We start from the raw sequence: 23,434 nt of genomic DNA on the forward strand, positions 1-23,434 counted from the left end.
AAAACGCCGACGCGGTCGGGTCTTTACCTGACCTGACCCTATCGGCGACCAACGGACCAAGCCATCCCGCGCGACTTTCCGGCCAAACCCGGCTCACGCCTTGACCTTTCTGCGATTAAGCCGACACTTTTGCACAAGCCTAGCCATGAACACCAAGCCCACCAAACGGACCAAAGAACCCGCTTCTAGTAAGGGAACGCTTTTGGCCGCGTCCGCCCGGGCGGCATGCAACATCCATAGCCGCGAGCAGCGCGAGGCGGGCGTGAATCGGGCCATGAGCATCATCTACGGTAGCGCCAGCGCACCCCATGCCGTCAGCACTGGTCGCCGTTGATACCAATTTCCTGCTGGATTTAGCCCTTCCCCGTGACGTCGCCCACGACGCGCTGGAGGTTATTCGGCAGAGAATTCCCGGGGCTAAAATCGTGATCTTGCCCACCGTGCTCGATGAACTCGATTACCTCTGTCACGATGCCCCCGATGCAACCACCCGCCGACTCGCTCGTCATGCGCTGGAGAACATGGTTAGGGAGTGGAAGTTTCACCCCAAGGTGCTCACCGATGTGGGCCGCGACATCATCGAATCCATCGGCGACAAGCTTCGGGCCCGGGGGATAGTCCCCGAGGCCGAGCGCAATGACTCCTACCTCATCGCCGAAGCCGCCCTCGCCGGATGCGATTTCCTGGTTTCGAGCGACAGCCATGTGCGCGACGCGGATCGGACCAAGTTGGCTATCACCCTGAAGGGCTGCGACGTCGGCGTCGTCGTGGTGTGCACGCCGAGGGAAATTGTGACCCGCTTTGGCGGGAAATAAAAACGCCCCAAGAAGCGGGGCAGGCCAAACCAGCCAAAGAAATGGTTTAACCACCCAAAGGAGGGGTTAAACCCACCTAGCTGACAGGGTGAAAGCCGCAAGAAGCCCCTTTGCAGCGCGACAACTCGTTTTGTAAAAAACGCCTATTTTTAAGTTTTTAACGTCCCCAAAAATACCACCCGAAGCCGCTCCCTGTGAGTCGCTTCGGTTTTTTTATTCCCGTATGACAAGGTCTGTTTGAAGCGGGACAGAAGGACAAGTCCCCAAAGGAGGGTGCCACGCAACGCTATGCACCTCCACCAGACCGCATCCCCCCTCGCGCCGAGTCGCCCTCCAATTGACACGGGCCCCTGCCGTAACCCCGGCCCCATGTCACCCGATTCCCAAATCGCCGCACTTACCGCTCAGGTCGCCTGGCTGACCGAGCAGTTGCAGCCGCAGCACCGCGCCGTCGTCCCGACCAAGTTGGTGCTGACGGTGCCCGAATTGGCCACCCGTTGGGGGGGGGCTTAAAACGGGGTGGGGGTGTTACATGGATACATACCGAGGTTTAGTCACCCCGCAGGAATGAACCGCAAGTCCAGAATTCGTCCACAGACTTTCAACTCCACAGACATCCTTGTTCGTTGCGACTTGGTGCCATTGAGGTGAAATCCAACTTCTTTCCCGCATGACCTTCGACCTCGATCAACGCACCGCTTCGCTGAGCATCGGCGAATTCGCGGCGTTCACCATCGGTCCGCGCGAACCCTCCGATCACACCGGCCCGCAAGGCCTGTGGCGCGCCCGCCTCGGCACTCGTTGGCACCAGGAGCTCCGCGCCACCGCCTCGGTGGCCACGCCAGCGACCACCTTCGAAGTCCCCCTAACCGGGCAGGTTTTCCATGGCGGCTGGACGCTCACCCTTACCGGCCGTATCGACCAGTTTTTGCCGGCCGCCGGAAACAATCACGCGGTCCTGCGCGAAATCAAAACCACCCTCGATCCGATCCCTGCCCCCGAGGAAGATCTTCGCGCAGCGCACCCCGAGTATTTCGCCCAACTCGCCTCCTACCTTGCGCTCCGCCGCATCGCCGACCCTACGGAGAAAATCCGCGGCGAGCTGGTGTTTGTCGAAGCCGGCAGCGGCCTGAGCCAGACCATCGTTTTCACGGCGAACGACGAAGCGCCCTTCCGAGTGCAACTGGAGCGGGTGGCGGAGTTTTTAAACCTCCGGTTAAAAGCGCGCGAACGCCTCCGCCACCTCGATTACCGTGCCGCCTTCGCCGACCTGCGCGAAGGCCAGCAAACCACCCAAGCCGACCTCGCCGCCGCGTTGGCCGCGCAGCGCCACGTCCTGTTCACGGCGCCGACCGGCTTCGGCAAAACCGGTGCGCTTCTGGAGTGCGCCCTCGAGGCGATGAAGTCCGGCCGCTACTCGCGCCTGCTCTACCTCACCAGCAAAGCCACCGGCCAACTCCAGGTCATCCGCACGCTTCAGGCCATGACCCAACCCAGCGCAAAGTGTCCCCCATTAGGTGACACCTTGACCGACAATAGAGGGTTAATATCCAAACCACAGTGTCACCTAATAGGTGACACTGTGGTTGAGAAGACGGATGCGAAAACGCCGATCGCCCTTTGGCATGTGCGCCCCAAACACGAGCACTGCCTTACGCCCAAATGCTTCTGCGATCGGCGCGAGCTTAACCACCCTGCATCCGTGGCCCAGCGTTGGGCGCAGGCGGGTTTGGCCCATTTTTATCTCTTCGAGGACTCGGCCCGCGACCTGCCCACGCTGCGCACCGCCGGCCGCTCCGCCCAAATCTGCCCCTACGAAATCACCCGCACCTCCCTAGCTTTTCAGGACGTCTGGGTCGGCGACTACAACTACGTCTTCGCGCCGGCCAACCGCACGCTCTTCTACAATCAGCCCGGCTTTAACCCCGCCGAGACGCTCCTGATCATCGACGAGGCGCACAACCTCCCCAGCCGCGCCGCCGACGCGCGCTCCCACACTCTTTTAGCCGACGACACCCGCCGCGTCCTCAGTGAACTTGACCACGGCCGCGCCCCCGCCCCGCTGATACGCGATTGGGAAACGTGGACGCTTTTACTGACTTCCATCGAGCCCTGCGAGGCCCTCGATCTCGACCTAGAGGACGACATCGCCGACGCCCTGCGCCGATTGGCCGACACCCTCACGCTGCACCCGCCAGGCATCGACGATTTGGAACGGCCCGTGCGCGACCTGCTCTGGCAAATTCCAGTTTTGGCGGAGTGGTTTAACGCCCCCTTTCCAAAACTGGTGTGGAGCCCCCGCGCCGGCGAACTGCGCCTGACTTGCTTGGATGCGGCACTCCCGACTGGTGAAATTTTAAACGAATACGCCGGCGTGGTTTTCGCCACCGCCACCCCCGGCCCCGCCACCACCTTCGCCGAAGCCTGCGGCCTCGCCGATCCCAGCCCCAAGCTCCTCGCTACGAGCTCCAAGCTCCAAGCTCTCAGCTCCAAGCTCCCAGCTCCAAGCTCTCAGCTCCCAGCTAACAGCTCCAAACTCCTCGCCGTGAGCGCCAAAACCCCGTGGCGCGACGCCGCCTACGAGATCGCCTACGACGTACGTGTGGACACGACCTACCAACAACGCGCCCGCCACGCCGGCACCACCGCCGACACCATCGCCGCGCTCCACGCCGCCTCCGAAAAAAGCGCGCAGCTCTCAGCTCCCCGCTCGCAGCCCGGCCCCGGTTCGGCCGTGGCGGTCTTTTTCCCCAGCTACGCCTACGCCGAGGCGATCGAACAAACACTCAACCGATCACACCCCTATTTACGCGTGGCGTTGCAACCGCGACTCTCTGACCTGGCGGCGCAAACCGCGTGGGTGGACGAATCCCTCGCGTTCACCGACGCCCTTTTTCTCGTGCTCGGCAGCAGTTTTGCAGAGGGAATCGACACCCTTGGCGGCCGGATCAGCCACGCCATGGTGGTCGGCCCAGCCCTGCCCGAGGTCAACGCGGTGCAAAAAGCCCGCCTCGCCGCACTCACGGGCTACAGCCGCGAAAGCGCATTCCAACGCGTTTACCAAGTTCCGGGTATCCAAAAAGTAAATCAGGCGCTGGGGCGACTCGTCCGCGCGCCCGGCCAACGCGCCAAGGTCATTCTGCAATGCCGGCGCTTTCTGGAGCCGGCGTACGCGGCGCTGCTCGACCGCGACTACCAATTCGGTGCCACCTTAAGCACGGATACGGAACTCGCACGCTGGCTCGGCTGAAGCGCCTTTGCGCGAAAACGCGCTCAGCTCTCGCGTGCTTATTCGCGACAGAGATGGCTCCTACGGAATACCTGAGCTCACGCTCAGGACCACATTCCGAGGGAAATACATTCCCCAACGACTCCCTCCTCGTTGCCTCAGTCCCCGTGGCCTTGCGCGTGAGCGCAGGGTTCCGCGCTTCTAACGCTGCGGCTTCACACCAAGCAGGACTTAAACCCTTCGGTTAACGCGGCGCGGTCGAGGTTTTTGCCGATGAAAACCAGCGTGTTCGTCCGCGGCGACGCACCACAGGGTGCGTCGAACTTAGCGTCGAAGAGCATGTGTACGCCTTGGAAAACCATGCGGTTGGGCGAACCCTTCACCGACAACACGCCCTTGCAGCGGTAAATGTCGTTGCCCTTGGTTTTTAACAACTCGCCGATCCAGTCGTTGAGGCGCTTGCCGTCCAGGTCGCCCGGGGTGGTGATGCCCACCGAGGTCACCGCGTCGTTGTGCGTGTGGGCAGGGGCGAAATCCTGCTGCCAGGAGGGCTTAACGGTGTCGCCGTTCACTTCGATGTGGAAGGCGATCTCGCCGTGCTGTTCGTAGGCCACGAAGAGCCCAGCCTTGGCGATTTTAAGCGCAAAACGGGCGTAACCTTCCGTGAGCTGCAGGCGGTGCAACGAGGCGCCGGGCACCACAGTGTCGCCGGCTTTGAGCACGGTTTCCCAGTCGGCAAACACGTGCACGGCAGCCTCGCGGGCGGCGTCGAGATCTTTGGCTTCGAGCGACTTGACCGGCATGATCACGAGATCGAGTTCGTTCTCGGTGCCGTGATCGTGCCCGCAATCGTGGGCGTGGCCATGATCGTGGGAGCATTCTTCACCGGGAGCGTGGCCGATCTCGATCTGGTGCTCGCCCGCCGGCAGGGCGTAGGCACCAGCCCACTCAAACGGATACGTGGGTTCGAGGAACTGGGGGTTCAGCTCGGTGGCGCGGGAGAGGTTAAAACCGCCGACGTTGAGCACGTGTTTGAGGTCGATCGCGGCATTCTGCGTGCGGTGGATTTTGGCCGCCGCATTCATCTTGTGGATGCGCTTTTCGAGGAGGTCGAGGTCGGCGGATGCGACGAGATCGGTCTTGTTGAGAATGATCACGTCGGCGAAGGCGATTTGCTTCTGGGCTTCGTCGGCATCGTCGAGGTGGAGCAAGATGTGTTTGGCGTCCACCACCGTCACAATGCTGTCGAGGCGGTAGCGGGCTCGCATCTCGTCATCGGTGAAAAAGGTCTGCGCGACCGGGCCGGGGTCGGCCAAACCGGTGGTTTCGATGAGGATGCCATCGAGGCGGTCCTTGCGCTTCATCAGGCGGCCGAGGATGCGGATGAGGTCGCCGCGCACGGTGCAGCAGATGCAGCCGTTGTTCATCTCAAAGAGCTCCTCCTCGGAACTGATGACCAACTGGTTGTCCACGCCGACCTCGCCGAACTCGTTTTCGATCACGGCGAGCTTTTTGCCATGCTGCTCGGTGAGGATGCGGTTGAGCAGCGTGGTCTTGCCGGCGCCGAGGAAGCCGGTGAGCACGGTGACGGGAATGGGCGCAGGAGCAGGAGCGGGCGTGGCGTTGGACATGTTGCGAATAAAGTGCGGTGGGAAACAAAGGCCGGGCAGGCGTGGATAATTTAACGAACTCGACGACAACCGCCGCGTCAAGGGAGGTGCGGCGGCGAGTTACCCAAAGGCGGGCACAAAAAAGCCGCGCCTGTGAGTGGCGCGGCCTTGAGGGCTGGCGGGGATCGGGGTCGCGCGGGGCGACTTAGATCACGACGCGCAGCTGGATCGAATCGACCAAGCGCTCGGCGGTGATCATATCGGTGGCGACAATGAGTTTGTCACCGACCTTGACGTGGCCGGTCTTGGTGAGAAGCGCCAGCGCGCCTTCGACGGTGCGGTTGGGGTGAGCCTGGTGCTCGAGGAGGAACGGCTCGACGCTGCGCAGAAGACGGAGCTGGCGGAGGGTTTCCACCGAGTTGGTCATCGCGTAGATCGGGGCCAAGTTCGGACGGAGCGCGGCGAGACCACCGGCCATGTTACCTTGGCGGGTGAAGGTCAGGAGACCAGTGTCAGGCATCTGGTGGGCAAGCTGAACGGCGGCATGGAGCAGCTTAAGCTTGTCGCCTTTGACAAAGTTAGGCTCGGCAAAAACGAACGGGCCTTCCTGCTCGATGCGGCGGGCGATGCGGTCGAGTGTTTGCACGCACTCGAGCGGGTATTTACCCACGGTGGTCTCGCCGGAGAGCATCACGCAGTCGGCTTTTTCGTAAACGGCATTGGCGACGTCGGTGATCTCGGCGCGGGTAGGCACCGGGCTGGAAATCATCGATTCGAGGGTGTGCGTGGCGATGATCACCGGTTTGCCGGCATTGAAACAGGACTTAACGGCGCGGCGCTGAATGACGGGCAAGTCTTCCAACGGGCACTCGATACCGAGGTCGCCGCGGGCCACCATCAGGGCGTCGGTCTCGTTGATGATCTCGTCGAGGTTGGCGATAGCGGTTTGATCTTCGATCTTGGCGATGATCTTGGCCTTGGAGTTATGATCAGCGAGGAACTTGCGCAGATGCACAATATCTTGGGCTTCGCGCACAAACGACAAAGCGACGAAGTCGATGCCTTCCTCAATGCCGACGAGGGTGTCGAGGCGGTCCTTCTCGGTGAAGGCCGGCAGGTTCACTTTGACGCCAGGTAAATTGATGTGGCGGCGCGAGCTGAGCGCACCCGGGGTGAGCACTTTGCAGCGGATGTGGTTATCCTTCTTTTCGAGCACCTCGAAGCGCATCAGGCCGCTGTCAACCAGCACAATGTCACCGATTTTGATGTCGTTGACGATGTCCTTGTAGTTGACGTTAACCGAGCGGATTTCCTCGCCGCCATCGCGGTCGCCGGGCTTCACGGTGAAGTCAAAAGTTTCGCCAACCTTGAGTTCGATGGGCGAATCCACATCGCCGGTGCGGATCTCGGGGCCCTTGATGTCCATCATGATGGCGATCTCGCGGCCAACGCGCTTGGAAACGGCGCGGATACGGCGGATGACCATACGAGTCCATTCGTGATTACCGTGAGCCATGTTCAGGCGGGCGACATCGGCGCCTGCGAGAATGAGCTTTTCGAGCATTTCCTCGGTCTGGGACGCGGGCCCGAGCGTAAAGATGATCTTGGTGCGGCGAAGTGAAGGAACGGTTGACATAAGTGGGCATAAAGGCCGCCCAGCCTACCGTTGGTCAACTCTTCTTGTTAACCGGTGCACGAGCTCAGGCTGTGCCACTTGAGCCTAGTGAATCCGCTTATAGGTTACAGACCGCGGCGCCAGCCCCGGAGGCAACAATATGAAACTGGCAACTCAGACGGGCGCGCAGGCCGACGAGTGCGGCGTCGATGGCCGCGGCGCTATTACAGTCGCCCGAAAGGTGGATGAAAAAAACCTGCTGCCAACGCGGGCTGGCGACCGACTCCAGCAGTTCGCGCATCTGTTCGTTGGACAAATGCCCATGGCGGCCGGCGATACGCTGCTTGGTTGGCCAGGGCCGCTTCATGTCGGCATCGAGCAGGCGCGGGCAGTGGTTGCTCTCCACCACGACCACGTCGACGTCGCGGATGCGTTCATGGAGGTGCTGGGGTGCGTGGCCGAGATCGGTTAACCAGGCCAGGCGCCGGCGCGGTGTCAGAAGATCTCCCTCGTGCCCGTGCGAAAAGGTAAAGCCCACCGGCTCTTGGGCATCGTGCGGCACGTGAAAACTCTCGATCTCCAAATCGCGGAAAGCGAAACGCGCGCCGGTTTCGAACAACCGCCAGTCTACCTTGTGATCCAGCTTAGACTGCACGGCGCGGGCAGTGGCGGCGTTGGCAAACACAGGAATATGCGGAAATTTTTTCAGCCCCTCGATGCCGGCCGCATGGTCGCCGTGTTCGTGGGTGAGGAAAACCGCGTCGATCTGTTCAAGGGATTCGCCGGCCTCGCGCAGCAGATCGCGGAGCTTCCGCTGAGCGAAACCGGCGTCGATGAGCACGCGTGCCTGATCGGTCCGCAACACGGCGCAATTACCCGAACTACCGCTGCCGAGGATTCTAAAGCACATCGCCATAAGACGCCTGATCAAGCCCCACCCCCGCCCCCGCGCAAGGGGGGATTTTGACCAAGCGACGCACGGCCGCCGACTCTTTCTCTTTCTCGTTCTCTTTCTCGTTCTCTTTCGAAATCATGCCACATCGGAGCATCCGCTCCCCTGCACGCATAAGAACCACCCGATTCCTGACGAACGAGTAAGAGTAAGAGTAAGAGTAAGAGTAAGAGTAAGAGTAAGAGAACGAATCAATCCCCCCGCCCGCCCACCCCGCAGGGCCATGGCGCCCGCTGAATTGACCAGCGCCGATTTATCCTCACGGTTCTGCCCCTCATGCCCAAGAAAACCGCTCCCGGCCCCACCGCCTCGCCGACCCTGCGTCCGCTCCGCGGCACGGTCATCGTCACCCGGCAGGCGCATTTCAACGCGGCCCATCGCCTGCACAACCCCGCCAAGAGCGCGCAGTGGAACTCCGACCAGTTCGGCCCGTGCAACAACCCGCGTTGGCACGGCCATAACTACGTACTCGAAGTCTCGGTACGCGGGCAGCCCGACCCCGCCACCGGTTACGTCATCGACCTGTCCGACCTCAACGCCCTCATCCAGACCCACATCCTCGCCCACTGCGACCACCGCAACCTCAACGAGGAGGTCGAATTCCTGCGCGGGGTGATCCCCTCCACCGAGAACCTGGCCATCGCCTTCTGGCACCAGCTCGCCCCCCATATCACCCGCGGCCAACTGCACTGCGTGAAACTCTACGAAACGCCGCGTAACTTCGCCGAGTTTTACGGCCCCGACGCCGCCTAAAACCCGTCGTCGCCCCAGCCCCTTTCCCTCGTCGCAGCTCCCCATCCCTCTCCTCCGCCACATTTCCCTCTGCGCCGGCCACCCGTAAATTTGCGGGCACACGGTTATCGATCCCCGTCCGGCGCTCCCAAAACCCAAAAACGACATGTCCTCCAAGAAACCCATGTACCTGCATCGTAACGCGAGCGGCGCCCAGGCCCGCATGCCACGCAGCTACGATGCCCAATTCAAGGTCACCCCGGCCTACCGCGCCTCGCTGCCCGACATGATGGAAACCGCCGAGTCCATCGCCGGCGGCAACGTGCCCATCCAGCAAGTCGGCATTTCCAACTTCAAGCTCCCCCTGCTCTACCGCACCAAGGACGGCCGCACCCTCACCCTCGAAACCAGCGTCACCGGCACCGTTTCCCTGCAAGCCGAGCTCAAGGGCATCAACATGAGCCGGATCATGCGCTCGTTCTACGATCACAAAGACGGCGTCACCACCGGCGAGTGGATGGGCAAAGTCCTCAAAGCCTATCTACGCAAGGTCGAGAGCAAGGCTGCCCGACTCAAGATCCGCTTCTCCTACCCCATGCTGCAAAAAAGCCTGCGCAGCGGGCTGGAGGGCTACCAATTCTACGACGTCGCCTTCGAGGGCGTGATGACCGCCGAGGGGCGCTACCGCCGCTTTATCCACTTCGATTTCGTTTACTCGTCGGCCTGCCCCTGTTCGGCCGAACTCGCTGAGCACGCCCGCGACCTGCGCGGCGCCTACACCGTGCCGCATTCGCAGCGCAGCAAAGCGCGGCTAACCATCGAGGAGGCCGCGGGGAAAAAGATCTGGATCGAGGAGATCCAGGCCTTGTGCCTGCGCGCGCTGAGCACCGAAACCCAGGTGATGGTGAAACGCGAAGACGAACAGGCCTTCGCCGAGCTCAACGGCGCCCACCTCAAGTTTGTCGAGGACGCCGCCCGCCTGCTCTACGCCGAGTTGGCCAAGGACAAACGCATCGCCGATTTCCAAGTCGCCTGCTCCCACCAGGAATCCCTGCATTCCCACGACGCCGTCAGCGTGATTTGCAAAGGCGTGCCCGGCGGCTTCACCGCCGATTTCTCCGACTTCCGCTCCCTGGCCTGCTGAGCTTTTTCCACGATGAAACCGCCCATTCAATCCGCCGCCAGCGCCACCGCCCAACAACCGCCCGTCGTGCTCATCACCGGCGCCTCGCAAGGCATCGGTGCGGCCATCGCGCAGGTCTTTGCATCCCAATTGCCCGGCGTGCGTCTCGCCCTGGTCGCCCGCAACGCCGAAAACCTCGCCGCCACCGCCCATACCTGCAGCGCCTCCGGTGCCACCGTGGCGACGTTCCCCTGCGACGTGACCGACGAAGCCGCCGTCGCCGCGCTGGCCACCGCCGTCGGGCAACGCTTCGGCATCGTCGACGTATTGATTAACAACGCCGGGGTCTTCGTCGCCGCGCCCTTTGTGGACACGAAAGTAGCGGACTTCGACCGCATCGTCGCGGCCAACCTGCGTAGTGCCTTTTTGGTCACGCAGACCTTCGTTCCGGCCATGATCGCCCAAAAGCACGGCGACGTGTTTTTCATGAGTTCGATCGCCGGCTTGGGCGCCTACCCGAACAGCGCGGCGTATTGCGCGGCCAAATTTGGCGTGACCGGGCTGGCTCAGGTGTTGCGCGCCGAGACCCGCGACCACGGCGTACGCGTGTGCTGCGTGCACCCCGGCGCGACCTGGTCACCCTCGTGGTCGGGCAGCGGCGTGGCCGAGGAGCGCATCATGCCGGCTGCGGACGTGGCGCAGGCGTTTTTCGACGTCTACAAACTCGGCCGCCGCACCGTGGTCGAGGAGATCATCCTGCGCCCGCAACTCGGCGACCTTTAAGTAGCTTAATCTCGTTCGCGCCCCACTTTAACCTATCCCGGATTTAGCTAGGGCTCGCCGAGGCGTTACCCGCGCAAGGCGTCACGCATCGCGTGAAACTTCAGCTCGGTTTCGGCAAACTCCCGCTCGACGTCGGAACCGGCCACGATGCCCGCGCCCGCATAAACACGCGCCGTGTCGCCGTCGATCAACGCCGAGCGGATGCCCACCAAAAATTCGCCGCCGCCCCGGGCGTTTACCCAGCCAATCGCTCCCGCATAAAGCCCGCGTGAAAACCCTTCCAACGCGCCGATGCGCCCCACCGCCGCCTCCCGGGGCGTACCACCTACCGCCGGTGTCGGGTGCAACTGCGCGAGCGCCGCAAGCAGGCTCACGCCCTCCGGCAGAGCGGCTGTCACCGGGGTGTAAAGGTGCTGCACGTTAGCCAACTTACGCAGCACCGGTTGCGCAGGAAAATCCAGCGCCAACCCGAGCGGTTCCAACCGGCGGCGAATCGAATCAAGCACGTGCTGGTGTTCACGGCGGTCTTTTTCACTGGCGAGAAGCGCGGCGCCGAGGGCGGCATCTTCACTGGCACCTTGCCCACGACGGGCGGAACCCGCCAGCGCCTCAGTTTCGAGCACACCCTTGCTCACCCGGACCAACCGCTCAGGACTGGCGCCGATGAAGCTTTGCCCGCGCCCATTGGCGACCGAGAAACTGTAACAACCCGGAAAGCGTTCGCGCAGGCCGTTGAGCAGGTGCAACGGATGCAGCGGGGCGTCGGCGCGCATGTCCAAGGCGCGGGCGAGAACGATTTTATTAACAGCCCCCTCGGCAATCGCCGCCAGACCACCCGTCACGGCGGCGCGGTAATCGCCCACCTCGGTGGTCTGAAAGGTAGCGGGGCTTGGGGTGGCATGGGCGTCCCGCCCATGAGATTGGGATGGCGGAGCTTGAAGTGGCGTGACTTGGGGTGGCATGGGCGTCCCGCCCATGGTTTTCGGATCGCAGTGCCCCGGGCGTCCCGCCCTGGCTGAATCCGGAATCATGGGCGAGACGCCCATGCCACGTTCGCTCGCTCCCATGGGCGAGACGCCCATGCCACGTTTGCTCGATCCCATGGGCGGGACGCCCATGCCTCCTTGGGCCTGCCCCACCCAGCGCCATGCCACCAAACCTGCACGCTCCGGATTTCGGAGCAAATATTCAATCGCATGGGCGTAATCGGACTCGTCCCGAATCAAATGATCGTAGGACTCGGCCTGCCACAGCGTGCCGCTGCGCCCCAATAATTCATTCACACGGTGCGCAGTGAAGGATTTCCAACTCTGCAAAATGCTATCGAGCGCATGCCCTGGCAACGGCTGCACGACCACATGGACATGATTGGGCATCACGCACCAGGCATGGAGCAGGTAGCGTTGCCCATCAAAATGGCGCAAGGCACTCATGACCTGATCTGCGACGCGGTGAGCACGCATAACACACGCCCCGTGGCCGCTATCCAAGGCGGCCTCGATAGAGGCAGATTGCAGCTTCAAGAGTCGATCAACCTGGGCGGGAGGCAATGGGCTATCTGTATTACGCGCCAGTTGTTCGATGCGGGCACGTTCCTGTCGCCAGGTTTCGATCACGGCAGCCGGAAGGGAGTCCGCCAAACGGAAGGTGACTGCATAAACTGAACCCTCGCGTGTCCAGTGAGGGAGATTCGCGCCCTGTCGAATCGTGATCGGCGTTCCACCCAGCGAAACAGCTGAGGGGCCAAATGTGGCATGGGCGTCCCGCCCAGGGGATTGGGGTGGCGTGGTTTGAAGTGGCGATGCTTGGGGTGGCATGGGCGTCCCGCCCATGGTTTTCGGATCGCCGTGCCCCGGGCGTCCCGCCCTGGCTGAATCCGGAATCATGGGCGAGACGCCCATGCCACGTTCGCTCGCTCCCATGGGCGAGACGCCCATGCCACTTTCAGGCGGGATCAGCCGATCCCCGCGCGCGTAATCACAGTGCTTGAACTTTTCATGCGCGCGCCAAACACGCTCGGCGAGCGTCGCCAGATCGGCATCCGGTGCAACCAACAGGTTGGCCACCGCGGTCGTCACCTCACCGGCGCGCGCCACTTGCCAACGCGGCACAAACACCCGTGCCGACGGGAACGCGTCGCCCGTCGCCACCTCGTCGAGGAACGTGAACGCGTTGAAAAAATGCGGCCCGCCAAACGGCGCGTCCACCTCGCCCACCGCTATCGTGCGCGCCAACACGTCGTCGATAAACCCCTGCACCGAGGCAAACCGCCCTGGTCCGCTCGCCTCGTGCACGAGTAGCGCCTCGGCCCCGGCAATCGCCGTCTGAATCGAGGGCCGTTCGGCATAGAAATGCAGCTCGCCCGGCTCGAAAATCGCCTCCAACACCGCCAGCGGATCGAGCGCTCCCACTTTTAGGGAAATGCTCACCAGGCGCTCCCGCCCGTCCGTGCGCGCCGCCTGGCGGCATTCGCGTAAAAACGCAACCAGCGCCTCAGGCGACGCGTTCGCAGCGGGGTTGATCGGCAAGATGGTCATCGGATCGAAAGCGTTCTCAGTCTCATACGCTTATACCCATTAGCGTTAAAGTTGAGGAGGCATCCTTGAGCTTACGCTCAAGGCCACACGCTTCGCGAACAAACTCCTCGTGGCCTTGAGCGTGAGCTCAGGGAATACCGAAAAACACCCTGCGCTCACGCGCAAGGCCACACCGAGCCGGGTCACGGACGTGGCCGCCCTGAGCGTGAGCTCAGGGTGCTTGCCCACGGGTATCCGTTCCACAAGAACCCGATTAATTAAGCTCATCTTGATCGCGAATTGGTATTACTCGCTCTCTCGATCACCAGCCCCAAACCAAGACCGAGACCGGGAACGAGCAGGAGTAGGAGTAAGAGAACGAGTTTTCCGTTTTAGGCCGACTTCACCGCCTCGGGCTGCGGGCGGGGGAAGAGGATCGCGGTCTCGGCCACCTTGGAGCCGGTGAGGCGGTTGCCCCACACCAGCTCGTCCTTCCAGACCGCGCCCATCGTGTAACCGAGCACACCGTGGATTTTACTGGTCGTTTCGGGCATCACGCAGGGTAACAACGACACGCCCAAACGGAGCGCTTCGGCAATGGTCGCGAGGGAGGTTTTGAGCAGCGCCTGATCCTTCGGCTCGGCCGATTTTCCGAGCTTCCACGGCGCGCGGTTTTCGATGTAGGCGTTGGTCGCGGTGATGAACGCAAAGGTGCGCTCCAGCGCGATGTGGAATTGGAAGCCTTCGTTTAACGTGAGGACTTCGTCGCGGGTTTTCACCCACAGCGCCTGCAAGTCCTGCTCGGCTTGCTCGCAGACCTCGGCCGCCGGCACCACACCCGCAGCGAAGCGGTTGGTCATGTTGAGGGCGCGGTTAACGAGGTTGCCCAGGTTGTTGGCCAACTCGGCGTTGTAGCGGGCGAGGAACTGGGCGAGCGAGAAATCGCTGTCCTGGCCCACGCTCATCTCGCGAATCAGGAAATAGCGCAGGGCATCGACCCCGTACTTGTCGGCGAACTCGGCGGCATCGACGAAGTTGCCCGTGCTCTTGGACATTTTCGCGCCGTTGATCGACCACCAGCCGTGAGCGAGCAGCGACTTGGGCGGCTCGATTCCGGCGGCCTTGAGCATGATCGGCCAATAAACCGCATGTGGCGGCACGAGGATGTCCTTGCCGATGACGTGAAAATCGGCCGGCCAGAACTCGGGTTTGTCGATGACGGCGGTGTAGTAATTAACCAACGCATCGAACCACACATAGGTTACGAATTGGTCGTCGAAGGGCAGCGTGATACCCCATTCGAGGCGCTCCTTCGGGCGTGAAATACACAGGTCGTTGAGCGGCTCGGCGAGGAACTCCAAAACCTGCTTCTGGCGGTAGCGCGGGAAGACAAAGTCCTCGTTGGTTTTAAGGTGGTCGACCAGCCAGTCCTGATACTGGCGGAGTTTGAAAAAGTAGTTCGACTCGGTGATCTCGGTGACCTCGCCGAAAATCTCCGGCCAGGAGCCGTCGGGATTGCGGTCTTTGTCCTGGAGAAACTGCTCCTGGCGGGTGGAGTAAAACCCCTTGTATTGGGCCTTATAGATGAGGCCCTGATCGAAGAGCTGCTGAAGGAGTTGGCAGACGACCTTTTTATGTCGCTCCTCGGTGGTGCGGATGAAGTCGTTGTTGGAAATATTGAGCTTCTTGCATAGGGCGCGGAACTCCTCGGACACCTCGTCGCAAAATTGCTGGGGCGGGATGCCGCGTTTTTTGGCGCTCTGCTGGACCTTCTGGCCGTGCTCGTCGACGCCGGTGAGGAAATAAACGTTGTCGCCCATCAGACGACGGAAGCGAGCAATGACGTCGGTGAGCACCTTTTCGTAGGCGTGGCCGAGGTGCGGGGAACCGTTCACGTAGTCGATGGCGGTCGTGATGTAGAAGTTCTTCATGGGCGAAAGGCGCAACAGAATGCACGCCGAGGGAAATGTCGAAGATTTTGCTGGTTACCGTGGGCAATGGGCAGCGCCGATTCATAGCGGGAAGTTTACCGAGGTAAGTGCGCGGAGCGCGCGACGGTCATGATTTTCGGACATGTGGGCGATAAAGTCGGAGGTATAAAGGTGGCGTTTTTTAGTTCGTTGACCGCGCCAGTGCATGAACAGGCTGTTGGCCCAGCGGTTGAACATGCCGTGGATGCGTACAGCGTTCGGGCGGCGTAATCGGCAGCGATCATCCTGGCGCGAGGCGTCGAGGCGGGCATGCAAACCGGTTTCGATTCCCCAGTGCGCAATATTGACCTCCAGCCATTGGGCGGGAGTCAACTCGGCGGCGGGGCGACTGGTGATCAGCGCCACGGTCTCGGTGGGCTTGCCGTGGCGTTTTCGGCAGATTCTCGCGGCTTGCGCCACCAGGGGGAAGCAGGCGCTTTCCGCGCTCAACTCGCGCGCCACCAGGGTGCGCGTCACGGGGTGCTTCTTTTCCTGGGTGGTACGTTGCTCGGCAGCGGGATCTTTTAACGGGTCAAAAAAGGGGCGCCCGGATCGGGCACTTGCGCTGCTACGATTTTCTGCAAGCCGGGCTGATTGCCTTTGACGGTGAACAGGTAGTCGCCGCCATGCTCCAGTACGATCGCCCGCGCGGTGTCCGCCTGGGTATGCAGGGCATCAAGGCTCACGAGTTTATCGACCAAATCGAGTCTCTCACACAGGGCGCGGGCGGCGGGAATCTCGTTACTTTTTTCGGCGACGACCTCGCTGCCGAGATAAAACAAGCTCGGCGAGGTAACCGCGGTCACGACGTTTTGTCCGCCGCTGTGCTTGGGGACTTTGCCGTCGATGACCACGATCTCGGTGGCGGGAGGCTCGCCTCGCACCTGGCGTTGGTGGGCGAGTAAAACCTCCTCGATGCGCGCGGCCTGCACACGGGCGAACAGACGGCTGAAGGTGGGCTGGCTGGGAGCGCCGTATTTGCCGCGGCGGCGGATCACCCCGAGGGCTTGGCGTTGGACCGGGGAGAGCCGGCGGGCGAAAGCGGCCAGGTCACGTTGGCCGCGGGGTGCTCCGGCCAGATAGGCCGCCGCCGTGATCGCCAGCAGCGCGTGCAAGGGATAGGCCCCGATGTAGGCGCGGTATTCAGGCACTTGCCGGAAGGCCTCCGCCAGGCTGATTAAATCGGGGGCCTTCAGGGTACTTCGCACCGGAACTTTCGCCTCCACCGCAGCCAGCGAGGGTTTGATCTGCCCTGCCTGAAGAGCTCTCCGGGCCCGGGGCTCCAGCTCGCGCACAAACAAGCGCTTGGGCTTGGCGTGGTGCTCGTAGTAATCGCGCGACTTACGCGTGTTGCCCTTGGTCAGGCCCAACTCGGTCCACCCGGATGCCTTGTATACACTTCCCGTAAAACGCTCGGGGTCGACGAAGGTTTCCACGACGAGCACGGGGTGCTCGTAACGCGACTGCCAGTCGGCACTGAGCCGGCCGAGCACCCGGCTCAAAACCGCCGAGCCCAAGTTGGGCACCGCCGGCTTGGGCAGCAGCAGGAACCGCACGTTGTTGACCACCAGCGCCAATCGGCGTCGGCGCTGTTCTCCACTCCAGCCAATCCACGCCTCCCGGCCGCGCAGGTGCAGCGCCGCCGCCGCAAACACCAGCACCGCCACCCAGGTGCCCTGCGCATCGCTCACCGCGTACAGCAGCCGCTCGCCCACCGGTTTCACCGCGCCCAGATAGTGATGCTCCTCAAGCAGCCCCTGCGCTCGGGCGTTTAACTCGGGGCTGTCTAGCACCTGCACCTGCAAGTGGCGCAGCGAAATCACCTCCCCTTGGGGGTTCGACGGGTTCGTTTCGGCCGGCATCATTCACCCAGCCAAAATGAATTCCTGGGGCTTGTTCCGCTTATTCCGCTCCTTTGTTAGTATTCAGGTGTTTAGCTGTTCAATGAATCGGCGGTGGGGCAATGGGGCCGCGCCACCACCCGCGGCGTACCGCGATGGCCGGGCGCAGGCTTCCAGCCTGCTTCTTTTGGAGCCAAACTCCAGGCGCAGGCTTCCAGCCTGCTTCAGTCCTAACAACTGCCTTCCGGAGCAGACTGGAAGTCTTCGCTACTTTAAGCCGTCAATAAATATTAGTTGACCCTAATTATTGGCGCGGATTTAGGTGAGCCTAATTTTACTATGACCTTCAAATTCATTCGCTCCTTCGTGGCTGCTGTCACGATTTTAGGTGGGATCAACGGCGGCGGGTTTACTCACGCCGCCCACGCTGCGCCGGCCACGTCGGCCACGCCCGAACGCCCTCGCGTGCTGACGACCTTCACCATTTTGGCAGACATGGCGCGCAACGTCGCCGGCGACTACGCCGAGGTGGAATCCCTCACCAAACCCGGCGCCGAAATCCACGGCTACGAGCCCACGCCACGCGACATCGTTAAAACCCAGCGCGCCTCCCTCGTGCTCTGGAACGGCATGAACTTGGAACGCTGGTTCGAGCCGTTTTTCGCCAATGTTAAAAACGTGCCCCAAGTCGTTCTTACCGAAGGGATCGAGCCGATGGGCATCACCGAGGGCCCCTACACGGGCAAACCCAACCCGCACGCCTGGATGTCGCCAATGAACGCCGTGCGTTACGTCGAAAACATCCGTGCGGCCCTCGCGCGCATCGATCCCGCCCACGCAGCCGACTACGCCGCCAACGCCGAGGCCTACTCGGCCAAAATCCGCGCCCTCGACGCCCCGGTGCGCGCGCAGCTCGCGCGCATCCCCGAAGCCCAGCGTTGGCTGGTGACCAGTGAGGGCGCATTCTCGTACTTGTGCCGCGACTACGGCCTGCGCCCGCTTTACCTGTGGCCGATCAACGCCGATGCCCAAGGCACCCCGCAACAGATCCGCGCCGTCATCGACCAGGTCCGAGCCCACCGCATCCCGGTGGTTTTCAGCGAAAGCACGGTGAGCGAAAAACCCGCCCGCCAAGTCGCCAAGGAAGGCGGCGCACGCTACGGTGGAGTGCTCTATGTCGACTCCCTGACCACTGCCGACGGACCCGCGCCGACTTACCTTGCCCTGCTCCAAGCCAACGCCACCACCATCGTTAACGCCTTCAGCGCCTCCGCCGCTCCTTAACATGGAACCCTCGCCGTCCCCCGCCAACTCCGGTTCTCCCGCGTCCGCATCGGCCGGGGCGGCCTCCACCGCTTCGGCCCCGCCGCTCGCCCTCGTCGCACGCAACGTCACCGTCACCTACCCCAACGGGCACACCGCGCTGCGCGACGCGAGTTTCCAACTCGAAGGCGGCACCATTTGCGCACTCGTTGGCGTCAATGGCTCGGGTAAATCCACGCTGTTTAAGGCCCTGATGGGCTTCGTAACGCCGTCGAGTGGTGCGGTGACGATCAACGCCGGCCCCGTGCGCGACGCCCAACGCCGCAGCTGGGTCGCCTACGTGCCGCAGGCCGAGGAAGTGGATTGGACGTTCCCGGTGAGCGTGCACGACGTCGTCATGATGGGGCGCTACGGCTACATGAATTTCATGCGCCAGCCCAAAGCGGTCGACCGCGCCGCCGTCGAAGAAAGCCTGCGCCGCGTCGGCTTGTGGGACTTCCGTGACCGCCAGATTGGCGAACTCTCAGGAGGGCAAAAAAAACGCGTTTTTGTCGCCCGTGCGCTCGCCCAACGCGGCCGCATAATCCTGCTCGACGAGCCGTTCACCGGCGTCGATGTGAAGACCGAGGAAGCCATTATCACGCTCCTGCGCGAACTGCGCGCCGAGGGCTGCCTCATCCTCGTCTCAACGCACAACCTCGGCTCCGTCCCCGAGTTTTGCGATCAAGTCGTGCTCATCAACCGCACCGTGCTCGCCTACGGGCCGACCGCGGAGGTCTTCACGCCGGAAAACCTCACCCACGCCTTTGGCGGGACGCTGCGGCACTTTAATATCGAGCAATCCACGGTTAACGTCCACGACGGCCACCAGATCACCGTGCTCACCGACGACGAACGCCCCCTGGTGCTCGGCAAGAGCGGGCACCTCGAATACCTCGACCGCGTCGGCCGCGAAAAACTCATCTCGGAACGCGAGAAGGAAGCCGAATCGCCATGAACACCTGGCTGACTCCGTTTCAGTACGACTACATGCTCACGGCTCTGTGGACGAGCACGCTCATCGGTGGCGTCTGCGGACTTCTCTCGGGCTTCATCACCCTCAAGGGCTGGTCGCTGATGGGCGACGCGCTCTCGCATGCCGTGGTGCCGGGTGTGGCGCTGGCCTACCTGGCCGGCCTGCCCTTCTCGGTGGGCGCCTTCACCAGCGGGCTGCTCGCCGCCGGAGCCATGGCGTTTATTAAAATGAAAACCCCGGTGCGCGAAGACGCGGTGATCGGCATTGTGTTCACCTCGTTTTTTGCGCTCGGCCTGTTGCTCATCTCGATTTTTCCGAGCCGGGTGGACCTGAAGAGCATCATCTTTGGCAACATCCTGGGCATCGCCCCCGCCGACGTGCTGCAAGTGGTGATCGTATCGGCCATTTGCCTGCTGGTCATCGCGCTCAAATGGCGGGACTTGCTGCTGTTCTGCTTCGACCCCAGCCAGGCCCGCGCCCTGGGACTTCCGGTGGGTTTCCTGCACGTGCTGCTGCTCCTGCTGCTCTCGGCGACCGCGGTCGCGGCGCTGCAGGCGGTGGGCGCTATTCTGGTGATCGCCGTTTTGGTCACGCCGGGGGCGACCGCTTATCTGCTCACGGACCGCTTTGGTGTGTTGCTGCTGCTCGGCGCGGCGATTGGGGCGAGCACGGCGTTTGTCGGCGCCTACGCCAGTTACTTTTTAAACGGTGAAACGGGCGGCTGCATCGTCACATTGCAGACCCTGGTTTTCCTCGGTGCGCTGATCTTCGCGCCCAAACACGGCCTGCTCGCGGGACGCCGTGCGCGCCGTTTGGCCAACACCACGCCATGAATGCCCAACTTCTGGATACGCTGCTAGAACCGTTCGCCTTCGGGTTTATGCGCCAAGCGTTTGCCCTCGGCGCACTGGTCGCGACGGTGAGCGCGGTGCTGTCGTGTTTTTTGGTGCTGCGCGGCTGGTCGCTCATGGGCGACGCCATCTCGCACGCCGTGCTGCCAGGCATCGTGCTCGCCTACATCGCGGGCGTACCGCTCGCAGTCGGGGCGTTTGGCAGCGGACTTTTTTGCGCGGTGGCCACGGGCTGGGTTAAGCGCAACAGCCGCATCAAGGAAGACACGGTCATGGGCGTGGTGTTTACCGGCATGTTCGCCTTCGGGCTGGTGCTGTTTTCCAAAACCCCGAGCGACCTGCACCTCGATCACATCCTGTTTGGCAACATCCTGGGCATCACCCCGGCGCAGATTTGGGAAACCAGTGTGCTGTCGGTCATCGTGCTCGGCGTGATCCTGATTCTGCGCCGGGACTTGATGCTGGTGTGTTTCGATCCCTCGCATGCGAAGGTGCTCGGGCTGCGCGTGCAGCTGCTGACTTACCTGCTGCTCGTGTTGCTCTCGCTGGCGATTGTCGCGGCGATGAAAGCGGTGGGGCTGATGCTGGTGATCGCCATGTTGATTACGCCTGGGGCGACGGCGTTGCTGCTCACCAAGCGCTTTGACCGCATGTTGCAGGTGGCGGTGCTGATTGCGGTCGGTTCATCGACCACGGGCATCTACATCAGTTTTTTCGCCGACGCCTCGCCGGCCGCCTGCATCGTGCTGGTGCAGGCGCTCGTCTTCGTGGCGACGCTGTGCACCCGCCACTTGCGCCGAGACGCCGGGACGGTGCGCACCCCCGAGTAGGCAGTAACATTTAAAGTGTCGGATCAACAATCCACGGCAGTTTGGCCGCGAAAGAACGCAAGGAGCGCAAAGAACAGGATCTGTATTTCTATGCGTTCTCTGCGTTCTTTCGCGGCTAAAAGATCGATGTATTTTCTGGTTTTCCAGGGTCGATCCGACTCATTGAAGGTTACTGCCTGCCAGTCCATCGCTAGCCCGAGCCTCCTCGAAAAGGTTTTTGGTTTTTTCTAGTAAAAACAACTTATGTGATTTAAGTTTACTGTAAAAGTGCCGTATTATACTGCATGAAAACAGGAAACAAAATAAGTAGCGGCGTTAAATTATCAAGTAACGAATCGATCGTTTATCCCTCCGGCGACTTCTTTTCAACCCCGGCGCGCAGTGATTTTGGTGATTTCTTACTGCAATTACAGCGCTTTTGGCGGTCCCACCCCGAAATCGAAGTGGCCATGACCGCCGATCTCGACGCCCACGCCATGGCGGAAAAGCGCGAACGGCGGAAGGACCGGGAGTTCGAACTGGCGCAGACCGAGGCGTTGTTCGCCGTGCCGGCGTCAGGCACGGCGGAAAAAACGCAAGCCGAGTTCCTCGCCGCAGGGCGTCCGCGCACCCCCGCTGTTGTGGTTTTTATCACGGCCATGGCCACCGGTTACTTGGGGTCGCAATACAGTGCCTGCCCCCGGATGGTGCTGCTTGAATCGGCATCGTTGCGCACCTTGCTCGATGATTTGGGGTACACGCTGCCTGCACCTAATACCGTTGGCCCCCTGATAAATCGCCTGAGTGAGAGTACTCTCGCCCTGATCCACCGGGCCCAATTGGCCGATATTTTGGCCGAAGGGCTCGATTCGTTTACCGATATCACCCTGGACAGCACGGCGATCAAGGCATCCAGTTGCTGGCCAACAGACTCCGGTATCATTTACCGCCTCTTTGAGCGAGCCTACCGCATGGGCGGCAAGCTCGACCAGGTCGGGCTTAACTCGCTGCAGGATGGCTTCAAAGACCACTGGCTGGAGGAGTTGCGAAAGAGCGCCCGCGCCATCGCCCTGCTGGGTGGTGGTCCCCGCCGAGCCCAAAAACTCCGGCTGCTCTACGACCAGTTTTACCAAATCGCCTGCAAGTTGGGCGGCAAGTTGCTCACCCAAGTAGAAGCCGCAGAGGCCGAAGCAAATGTTAAACTGGCCAAGCTGCGGCCCTCCAAGCGCCGGATCGCGGAAGACCTACTGGACTGCATCCACGGGGACGTGGTCGCGGTGATTACGACGATCCAGCAAAGCATTGCGCGGGTGCATGATGGGGTGAAGACCAAGTCGAGGGAAAGGGTCCTCAGCCTGGCCGATCGCAGTGCTGCTTTTATTGAAAAAGGCGGGCGGGAACCGGTGATTGGCTACAAGCCGCAATTGGCCCGCAGCCGCGGCGGTTTTGTCACCGCGCTGATTCTCGACGCGGGCAACGTGGCTGATTGCAAGCAACTGGTGCCCCTGCTGATCCAGAATATCGCCAACACGGGCCTGGTGCCGGCGAGCGCGAACGTCGACGACGGCTACTCCAGCGCCGAAGGGCTGGCGCAGGCATACGAGCTGAAGGTGGCCAAGGTGAGCATCTCCGGCGCCAAGGGGCGCGCCTTGCTCGGCGAGGAACTGTGGAACCACCAGGATTATATCACGCTTCGCGCCGAGCGCAGCGCGATCGAGTCGCTGATGTTTACGCTCAAGTTCAACCACGGGTTCGGCCGGCCGGGTCGTCGCGGGTTGGCGGCGGTGCGCAGCGAACTGACCCTGAAGATCCTCGCGCACAACTTTGACCGGATGATTTTGGTGCGCGCCAGAAGGTCTCAGGAAAAGCCGCTGCCCTTGGCGGCCTGAGTCGCTTCGCTCGTCGCGGCTAACCCAAATCGGTTCAATTAGTTCGGTGCAAAAGCCCCGGAGCGAACCGCCGTGGACTTCGCCGTTGGAAAAGCGACCTTGGTGATGGGGCCGGGGCTGTTTTTAGGCCGCCGCCCCTTCGTGAACACGTAAACCGAGTTCGTTCAGGGCTGTTTGCGCCCCCAGTGGCCGGCCGGGGCGGGAATACGCCCGTTGCGAAAGGCTTTTCGAGGAGGCTCTAGCTGCATATCGCTCAATAATACTCCGACTATCATCCGTGGAACCATCGTCGGTAATCAGCAGTTCAAAGTTTTTATAATTTTGCCGCAGTAAACCTTCAAAGCACTGCTCGAGGTACTTTCCGTGGTTAAAATTACAGTAAATAGCGCTGACTAATGGGGTGGGTTTCATCGGTAGGTGT

The 23,434-nt window shown here is 62.0% G+C and carries 20 protein-coding genes; 12 read left to right on the forward strand and 8 right to left on the reverse strand.

Going from position 1 to position 23,434, the window contains the following annotated elements:
* The first annotated feature begins 145 nt into the window (after nucleotides 1-145).
* The 4 genes from H2170_09000 to H2170_09015 all read left to right on the forward strand — a co-directional run bounded on the left by H2170_09000 (nucleotide 146) and on the right by H2170_09015 (nucleotide 4,065).
* Nucleotides 146-334, forward strand: coding sequence for a hypothetical protein (locus H2170_09000; GenBank protein ID MCS6300222.1), 189 nt, complete (start codon nucleotides 146-148; stop codon nucleotides 332-334).
* Nucleotides 309-815 (forward strand): type II toxin-antitoxin system VapC family toxin, encoded by a 507-nt coding sequence (locus tag H2170_09005; protein MCS6300223.1) that lies wholly within the window; start codon nucleotides 309-311, stop codon nucleotides 813-815. Before H2170_09000 ends, H2170_09005 begins: the two co-directional genes overlap by 26 nt.
* Nucleotides 816-1,184: 369 nt before the next feature.
* On the forward strand, nucleotides 1,185-1,328 hold the full coding sequence (locus H2170_09010; GenBank protein ID MCS6300224.1) for a hypothetical protein: 144 nt from the start codon (nucleotides 1,185-1,187) through the stop codon (nucleotides 1,326-1,328).
* Between the two features lie 157 nt (nucleotides 1,329-1,485).
* Nucleotides 1,486-4,065 (forward strand): helicase, encoded by a 2,580-nt coding sequence (locus H2170_09015; GenBank protein ID MCS6300225.1) that lies wholly within the window; start codon nucleotides 1,486-1,488, stop codon nucleotides 4,063-4,065.
* A 194-nt stretch (nucleotides 4,066-4,259) separates the two neighbouring features.
* Here H2170_09015 and H2170_09020 read toward each other — a convergent pair whose 3' ends face one another.
* The 3 genes from H2170_09020 to H2170_09030 all read right to left on the reverse strand — a co-directional run bounded on the left by H2170_09020 (nucleotide 4,260) and on the right by H2170_09030 (nucleotide 8,185).
* The gene (locus H2170_09020) at nucleotides 4,260-5,675 is read right to left on the reverse strand and encodes a GTP-binding protein (protein MCS6300226.1); all 1,416 of its coding nucleotides are present in this window, start codon (nucleotides 5,673-5,675) and stop codon (nucleotides 4,260-4,262) included.
* Between the two features lie 184 nt (nucleotides 5,676-5,859).
* Complete coding sequence (gene pyk / locus H2170_09025; protein MCS6300227.1) at nucleotides 5,860-7,290, reverse strand: pyruvate kinase; 1,431 nt, start codon at nucleotides 7,288-7,290, stop codon at nucleotides 5,860-5,862.
* Nucleotides 7,291-7,387: 97 nt separating this feature from the next.
* Nucleotides 7,388-8,185 (reverse strand): MBL fold metallo-hydrolase, encoded by a 798-nt coding sequence (locus H2170_09030; protein MCS6300228.1) that lies wholly within the window; start codon nucleotides 8,183-8,185, stop codon nucleotides 7,388-7,390.
* A 312-nt stretch (nucleotides 8,186-8,497) separates the two neighbouring features.
* On the opposite strand from H2170_09030, the gene H2170_09035 reads away from it, so the two are divergent.
* The 3 genes from H2170_09035 to H2170_09045 all read left to right on the forward strand — a co-directional run bounded on the left by H2170_09035 (nucleotide 8,498) and on the right by H2170_09045 (nucleotide 10,859).
* Nucleotides 8,498-8,974 (forward strand): 6-carboxytetrahydropterin synthase, encoded by a 477-nt coding sequence (locus tag H2170_09035; protein ID MCS6300229.1) that lies wholly within the window; start codon nucleotides 8,498-8,500, stop codon nucleotides 8,972-8,974.
* Nucleotides 8,975-9,119: 145 nt separating this feature from the next.
* On the forward strand, nucleotides 9,120-10,097 hold the full coding sequence (locus H2170_09040; protein ID MCS6300230.1) for a GTP cyclohydrolase I FolE2: 978 nt from the start codon (nucleotides 9,120-9,122) through the stop codon (nucleotides 10,095-10,097).
* A gap of 12 nt (nucleotides 10,098-10,109) precedes the next feature.
* The gene (locus H2170_09045) at nucleotides 10,110-10,859 is read left to right on the forward strand and encodes an SDR family oxidoreductase (GenBank protein MCS6300231.1); all 750 of its coding nucleotides are present in this window, start codon (nucleotides 10,110-10,112) and stop codon (nucleotides 10,857-10,859) included.
* Nucleotides 10,860-10,924: 65 nt separating this feature from the next.
* On the opposite strand, the gene H2170_09050 is transcribed toward H2170_09045, so the two are convergent.
* The 4 genes from H2170_09050 to H2170_09065 all read right to left on the reverse strand — a co-directional run bounded on the left by H2170_09050 (nucleotide 10,925) and on the right by H2170_09065 (nucleotide 17,210).
* Nucleotides 10,925-12,796, reverse strand: coding sequence for an isochorismate synthase (locus tag H2170_09050; protein ID MCS6300232.1), 1,872 nt, complete (start codon nucleotides 12,794-12,796; stop codon nucleotides 10,925-10,927).
* A 971-nt stretch (nucleotides 12,797-13,767) separates the two neighbouring features.
* Nucleotides 13,768-15,306 carry a methionine--tRNA ligase gene (gene metG / locus H2170_09055; GenBank protein ID MCS6300233.1) on the reverse strand — a complete coding sequence of 513 codons (1,539 nt, stop codon included), beginning with the start codon at nucleotides 15,304-15,306 and terminating at the stop codon, nucleotides 13,768-13,770.
* An 81-nt stretch (nucleotides 15,307-15,387) separates the two neighbouring features.
* Nucleotides 15,388-15,822, reverse strand: a complete 435-nt coding sequence (locus H2170_09060; protein ID MCS6300234.1) for a hypothetical protein — start codon at nucleotides 15,820-15,822, stop codon at nucleotides 15,388-15,390.
* Between the two features lie 47 nt (nucleotides 15,823-15,869).
* Nucleotides 15,870-17,210, reverse strand: a complete 1,341-nt coding sequence (locus tag H2170_09065) for an ISAs1 family transposase (protein MCS6300235.1) — start codon at nucleotides 17,208-17,210, stop codon at nucleotides 15,870-15,872.
* A gap of 315 nt (nucleotides 17,211-17,525) precedes the next feature.
* On the opposite strand from H2170_09065, the gene H2170_09070 reads away from it, so the two are divergent.
* The 5 genes from H2170_09070 (at nucleotide 17,526) to H2170_09090 (ending at nucleotide 23,013) form a co-directional block, all read left to right on the forward strand.
* On the forward strand, nucleotides 17,526-18,470 hold the full coding sequence (locus tag H2170_09070) for a metal ABC transporter substrate-binding protein (GenBank protein MCS6300236.1): 945 nt from the start codon (nucleotides 17,526-17,528) through the stop codon (nucleotides 18,468-18,470).
* Nucleotide 18,471: 1 nt separating this feature from the next.
* Entirely contained in the window at nucleotides 18,472-19,446 is a 975-nt protein-coding gene (locus H2170_09075; protein MCS6300237.1) for a manganese/iron ABC transporter ATP-binding protein, read from the forward strand.
* On the forward strand, nucleotides 19,443-20,297 hold the full coding sequence (locus H2170_09080; GenBank protein MCS6300238.1) for a metal ABC transporter permease: 855 nt from the start codon (nucleotides 19,443-19,445) through the stop codon (nucleotides 20,295-20,297). The genes H2170_09075 and H2170_09080 overlap by 4 nt, the downstream gene beginning before the upstream one ends.
* Nucleotides 20,294-21,145 (forward strand): metal ABC transporter permease, encoded by an 852-nt coding sequence (locus H2170_09085; GenBank protein ID MCS6300239.1) that lies wholly within the window; start codon nucleotides 20,294-20,296, stop codon nucleotides 21,143-21,145. The genes H2170_09080 and H2170_09085 overlap by 4 nt, the downstream gene beginning before the upstream one ends.
* 284 nt (nucleotides 21,146-21,429) lie before the next feature.
* Complete coding sequence (locus H2170_09090) at nucleotides 21,430-23,013, forward strand: transposase (GenBank protein MCS6300240.1); 1,584 nt, start codon at nucleotides 21,430-21,432, stop codon at nucleotides 23,011-23,013.
* 123 nt (nucleotides 23,014-23,136) lie between these two features.
* Here the strand turns inward: H2170_09090 and H2170_09095 are convergent, their stop codons facing one another.
* Nucleotides 23,137-23,424, reverse strand: a complete 288-nt coding sequence (locus H2170_09095) for a glycosyltransferase (protein ID MCS6300241.1) — start codon at nucleotides 23,422-23,424, stop codon at nucleotides 23,137-23,139.
* Nucleotides 23,425-23,434: the final 10 nt, after the last annotated feature.

The organism is Opitutus sp. (assembly GCA_024998815.1).
In the GTDB taxonomy this organism is placed as follows: domain Bacteria; phylum Verrucomicrobiota; class Verrucomicrobiia; order Opitutales; family Opitutaceae; genus Rariglobus.

What these genes read in the sequence shown, in the direction of transcription:
- H2170_09010 (MCS6300224.1), top strand. Translation starts at nt 1,185, where the DNA reads ATGTCACCCGATTCCCAAATCGCCGCACTTACCGCTCAGGTCGCCTGG.
- H2170_09040 (MCS6300230.1), top strand. Translation starts at nt 9,120, where the DNA reads ATGTCCTCCAAGAAACCCATGTACCTGCATCGTAACGCGAGCGGCGCC.
- H2170_09005 (MCS6300223.1), top strand. Translation starts at nt 309, where the DNA reads ATGCCGTCAGCACTGGTCGCCGTTGATACCAATTTCCTGCTGGATTTA.
- H2170_09090 (MCS6300240.1), top strand. Translation starts at nt 21,430, where the DNA reads ATGAAAACAGGAAACAAAATAAGTAGCGGCGTTAAATTATCAAGTAAC.
- H2170_09065 (MCS6300235.1), bottom strand. Translation starts at nt 17,210, where the DNA reads ATGATGCCGGCCGAAACGAACCCGTCGAACCCCCAAGGGGAGGTGATT.
- H2170_09020 (MCS6300226.1), bottom strand. Translation starts at nt 5,675, where the DNA reads ATGTCCAACGCCACGCCCGCTCCTGCTCCTGCGCCCATTCCCGTCACC.
- H2170_09075 (MCS6300237.1), top strand. Translation starts at nt 18,472, where the DNA reads ATGGAACCCTCGCCGTCCCCCGCCAACTCCGGTTCTCCCGCGTCCGCA.
- H2170_09070 (MCS6300236.1), top strand. Translation starts at nt 17,526, where the DNA reads ATGACCTTCAAATTCATTCGCTCCTTCGTGGCTGCTGTCACGATTTTA.
- H2170_09050 (MCS6300232.1), bottom strand. Translation starts at nt 12,796, where the DNA reads ATGGGCGTCTCGCCCATGGGAGCGAGCGAACGTGGCATGGGCGTCTCG.
- H2170_09045 (MCS6300231.1), top strand. Translation starts at nt 10,110, where the DNA reads ATGAAACCGCCCATTCAATCCGCCGCCAGCGCCACCGCCCAACAACCG.
- H2170_09095 (MCS6300241.1), bottom strand. Translation starts at nt 23,424, where the DNA reads ATGAAACCCACCCCATTAGTCAGCGCTATTTACTGTAATTTTAACCAC.
- H2170_09085 (MCS6300239.1), top strand. Translation starts at nt 20,294, where the DNA reads ATGAATGCCCAACTTCTGGATACGCTGCTAGAACCGTTCGCCTTCGGG.
- H2170_09030 (MCS6300228.1), bottom strand. Translation starts at nt 8,185, where the DNA reads ATGGCGATGTGCTTTAGAATCCTCGGCAGCGGTAGTTCGGGTAATTGC.
- pyk (MCS6300227.1), bottom strand. Translation starts at nt 7,290, where the DNA reads ATGTCAACCGTTCCTTCACTTCGCCGCACCAAGATCATCTTTACGCTC.
- metG (MCS6300233.1), bottom strand. Translation starts at nt 15,306, where the DNA reads ATGAAGAACTTCTACATCACGACCGCCATCGACTACGTGAACGGTTCC.
- H2170_09000 (MCS6300222.1), top strand. Translation starts at nt 146, where the DNA reads ATGAACACCAAGCCCACCAAACGGACCAAAGAACCCGCTTCTAGTAAG.
- H2170_09015 (MCS6300225.1), top strand. Translation starts at nt 1,486, where the DNA reads ATGACCTTCGACCTCGATCAACGCACCGCTTCGCTGAGCATCGGCGAA.
- H2170_09080 (MCS6300238.1), top strand. Translation starts at nt 19,443, where the DNA reads ATGAACACCTGGCTGACTCCGTTTCAGTACGACTACATGCTCACGGCT.
- H2170_09035 (MCS6300229.1), top strand. Translation starts at nt 8,498, where the DNA reads ATGCCCAAGAAAACCGCTCCCGGCCCCACCGCCTCGCCGACCCTGCGT.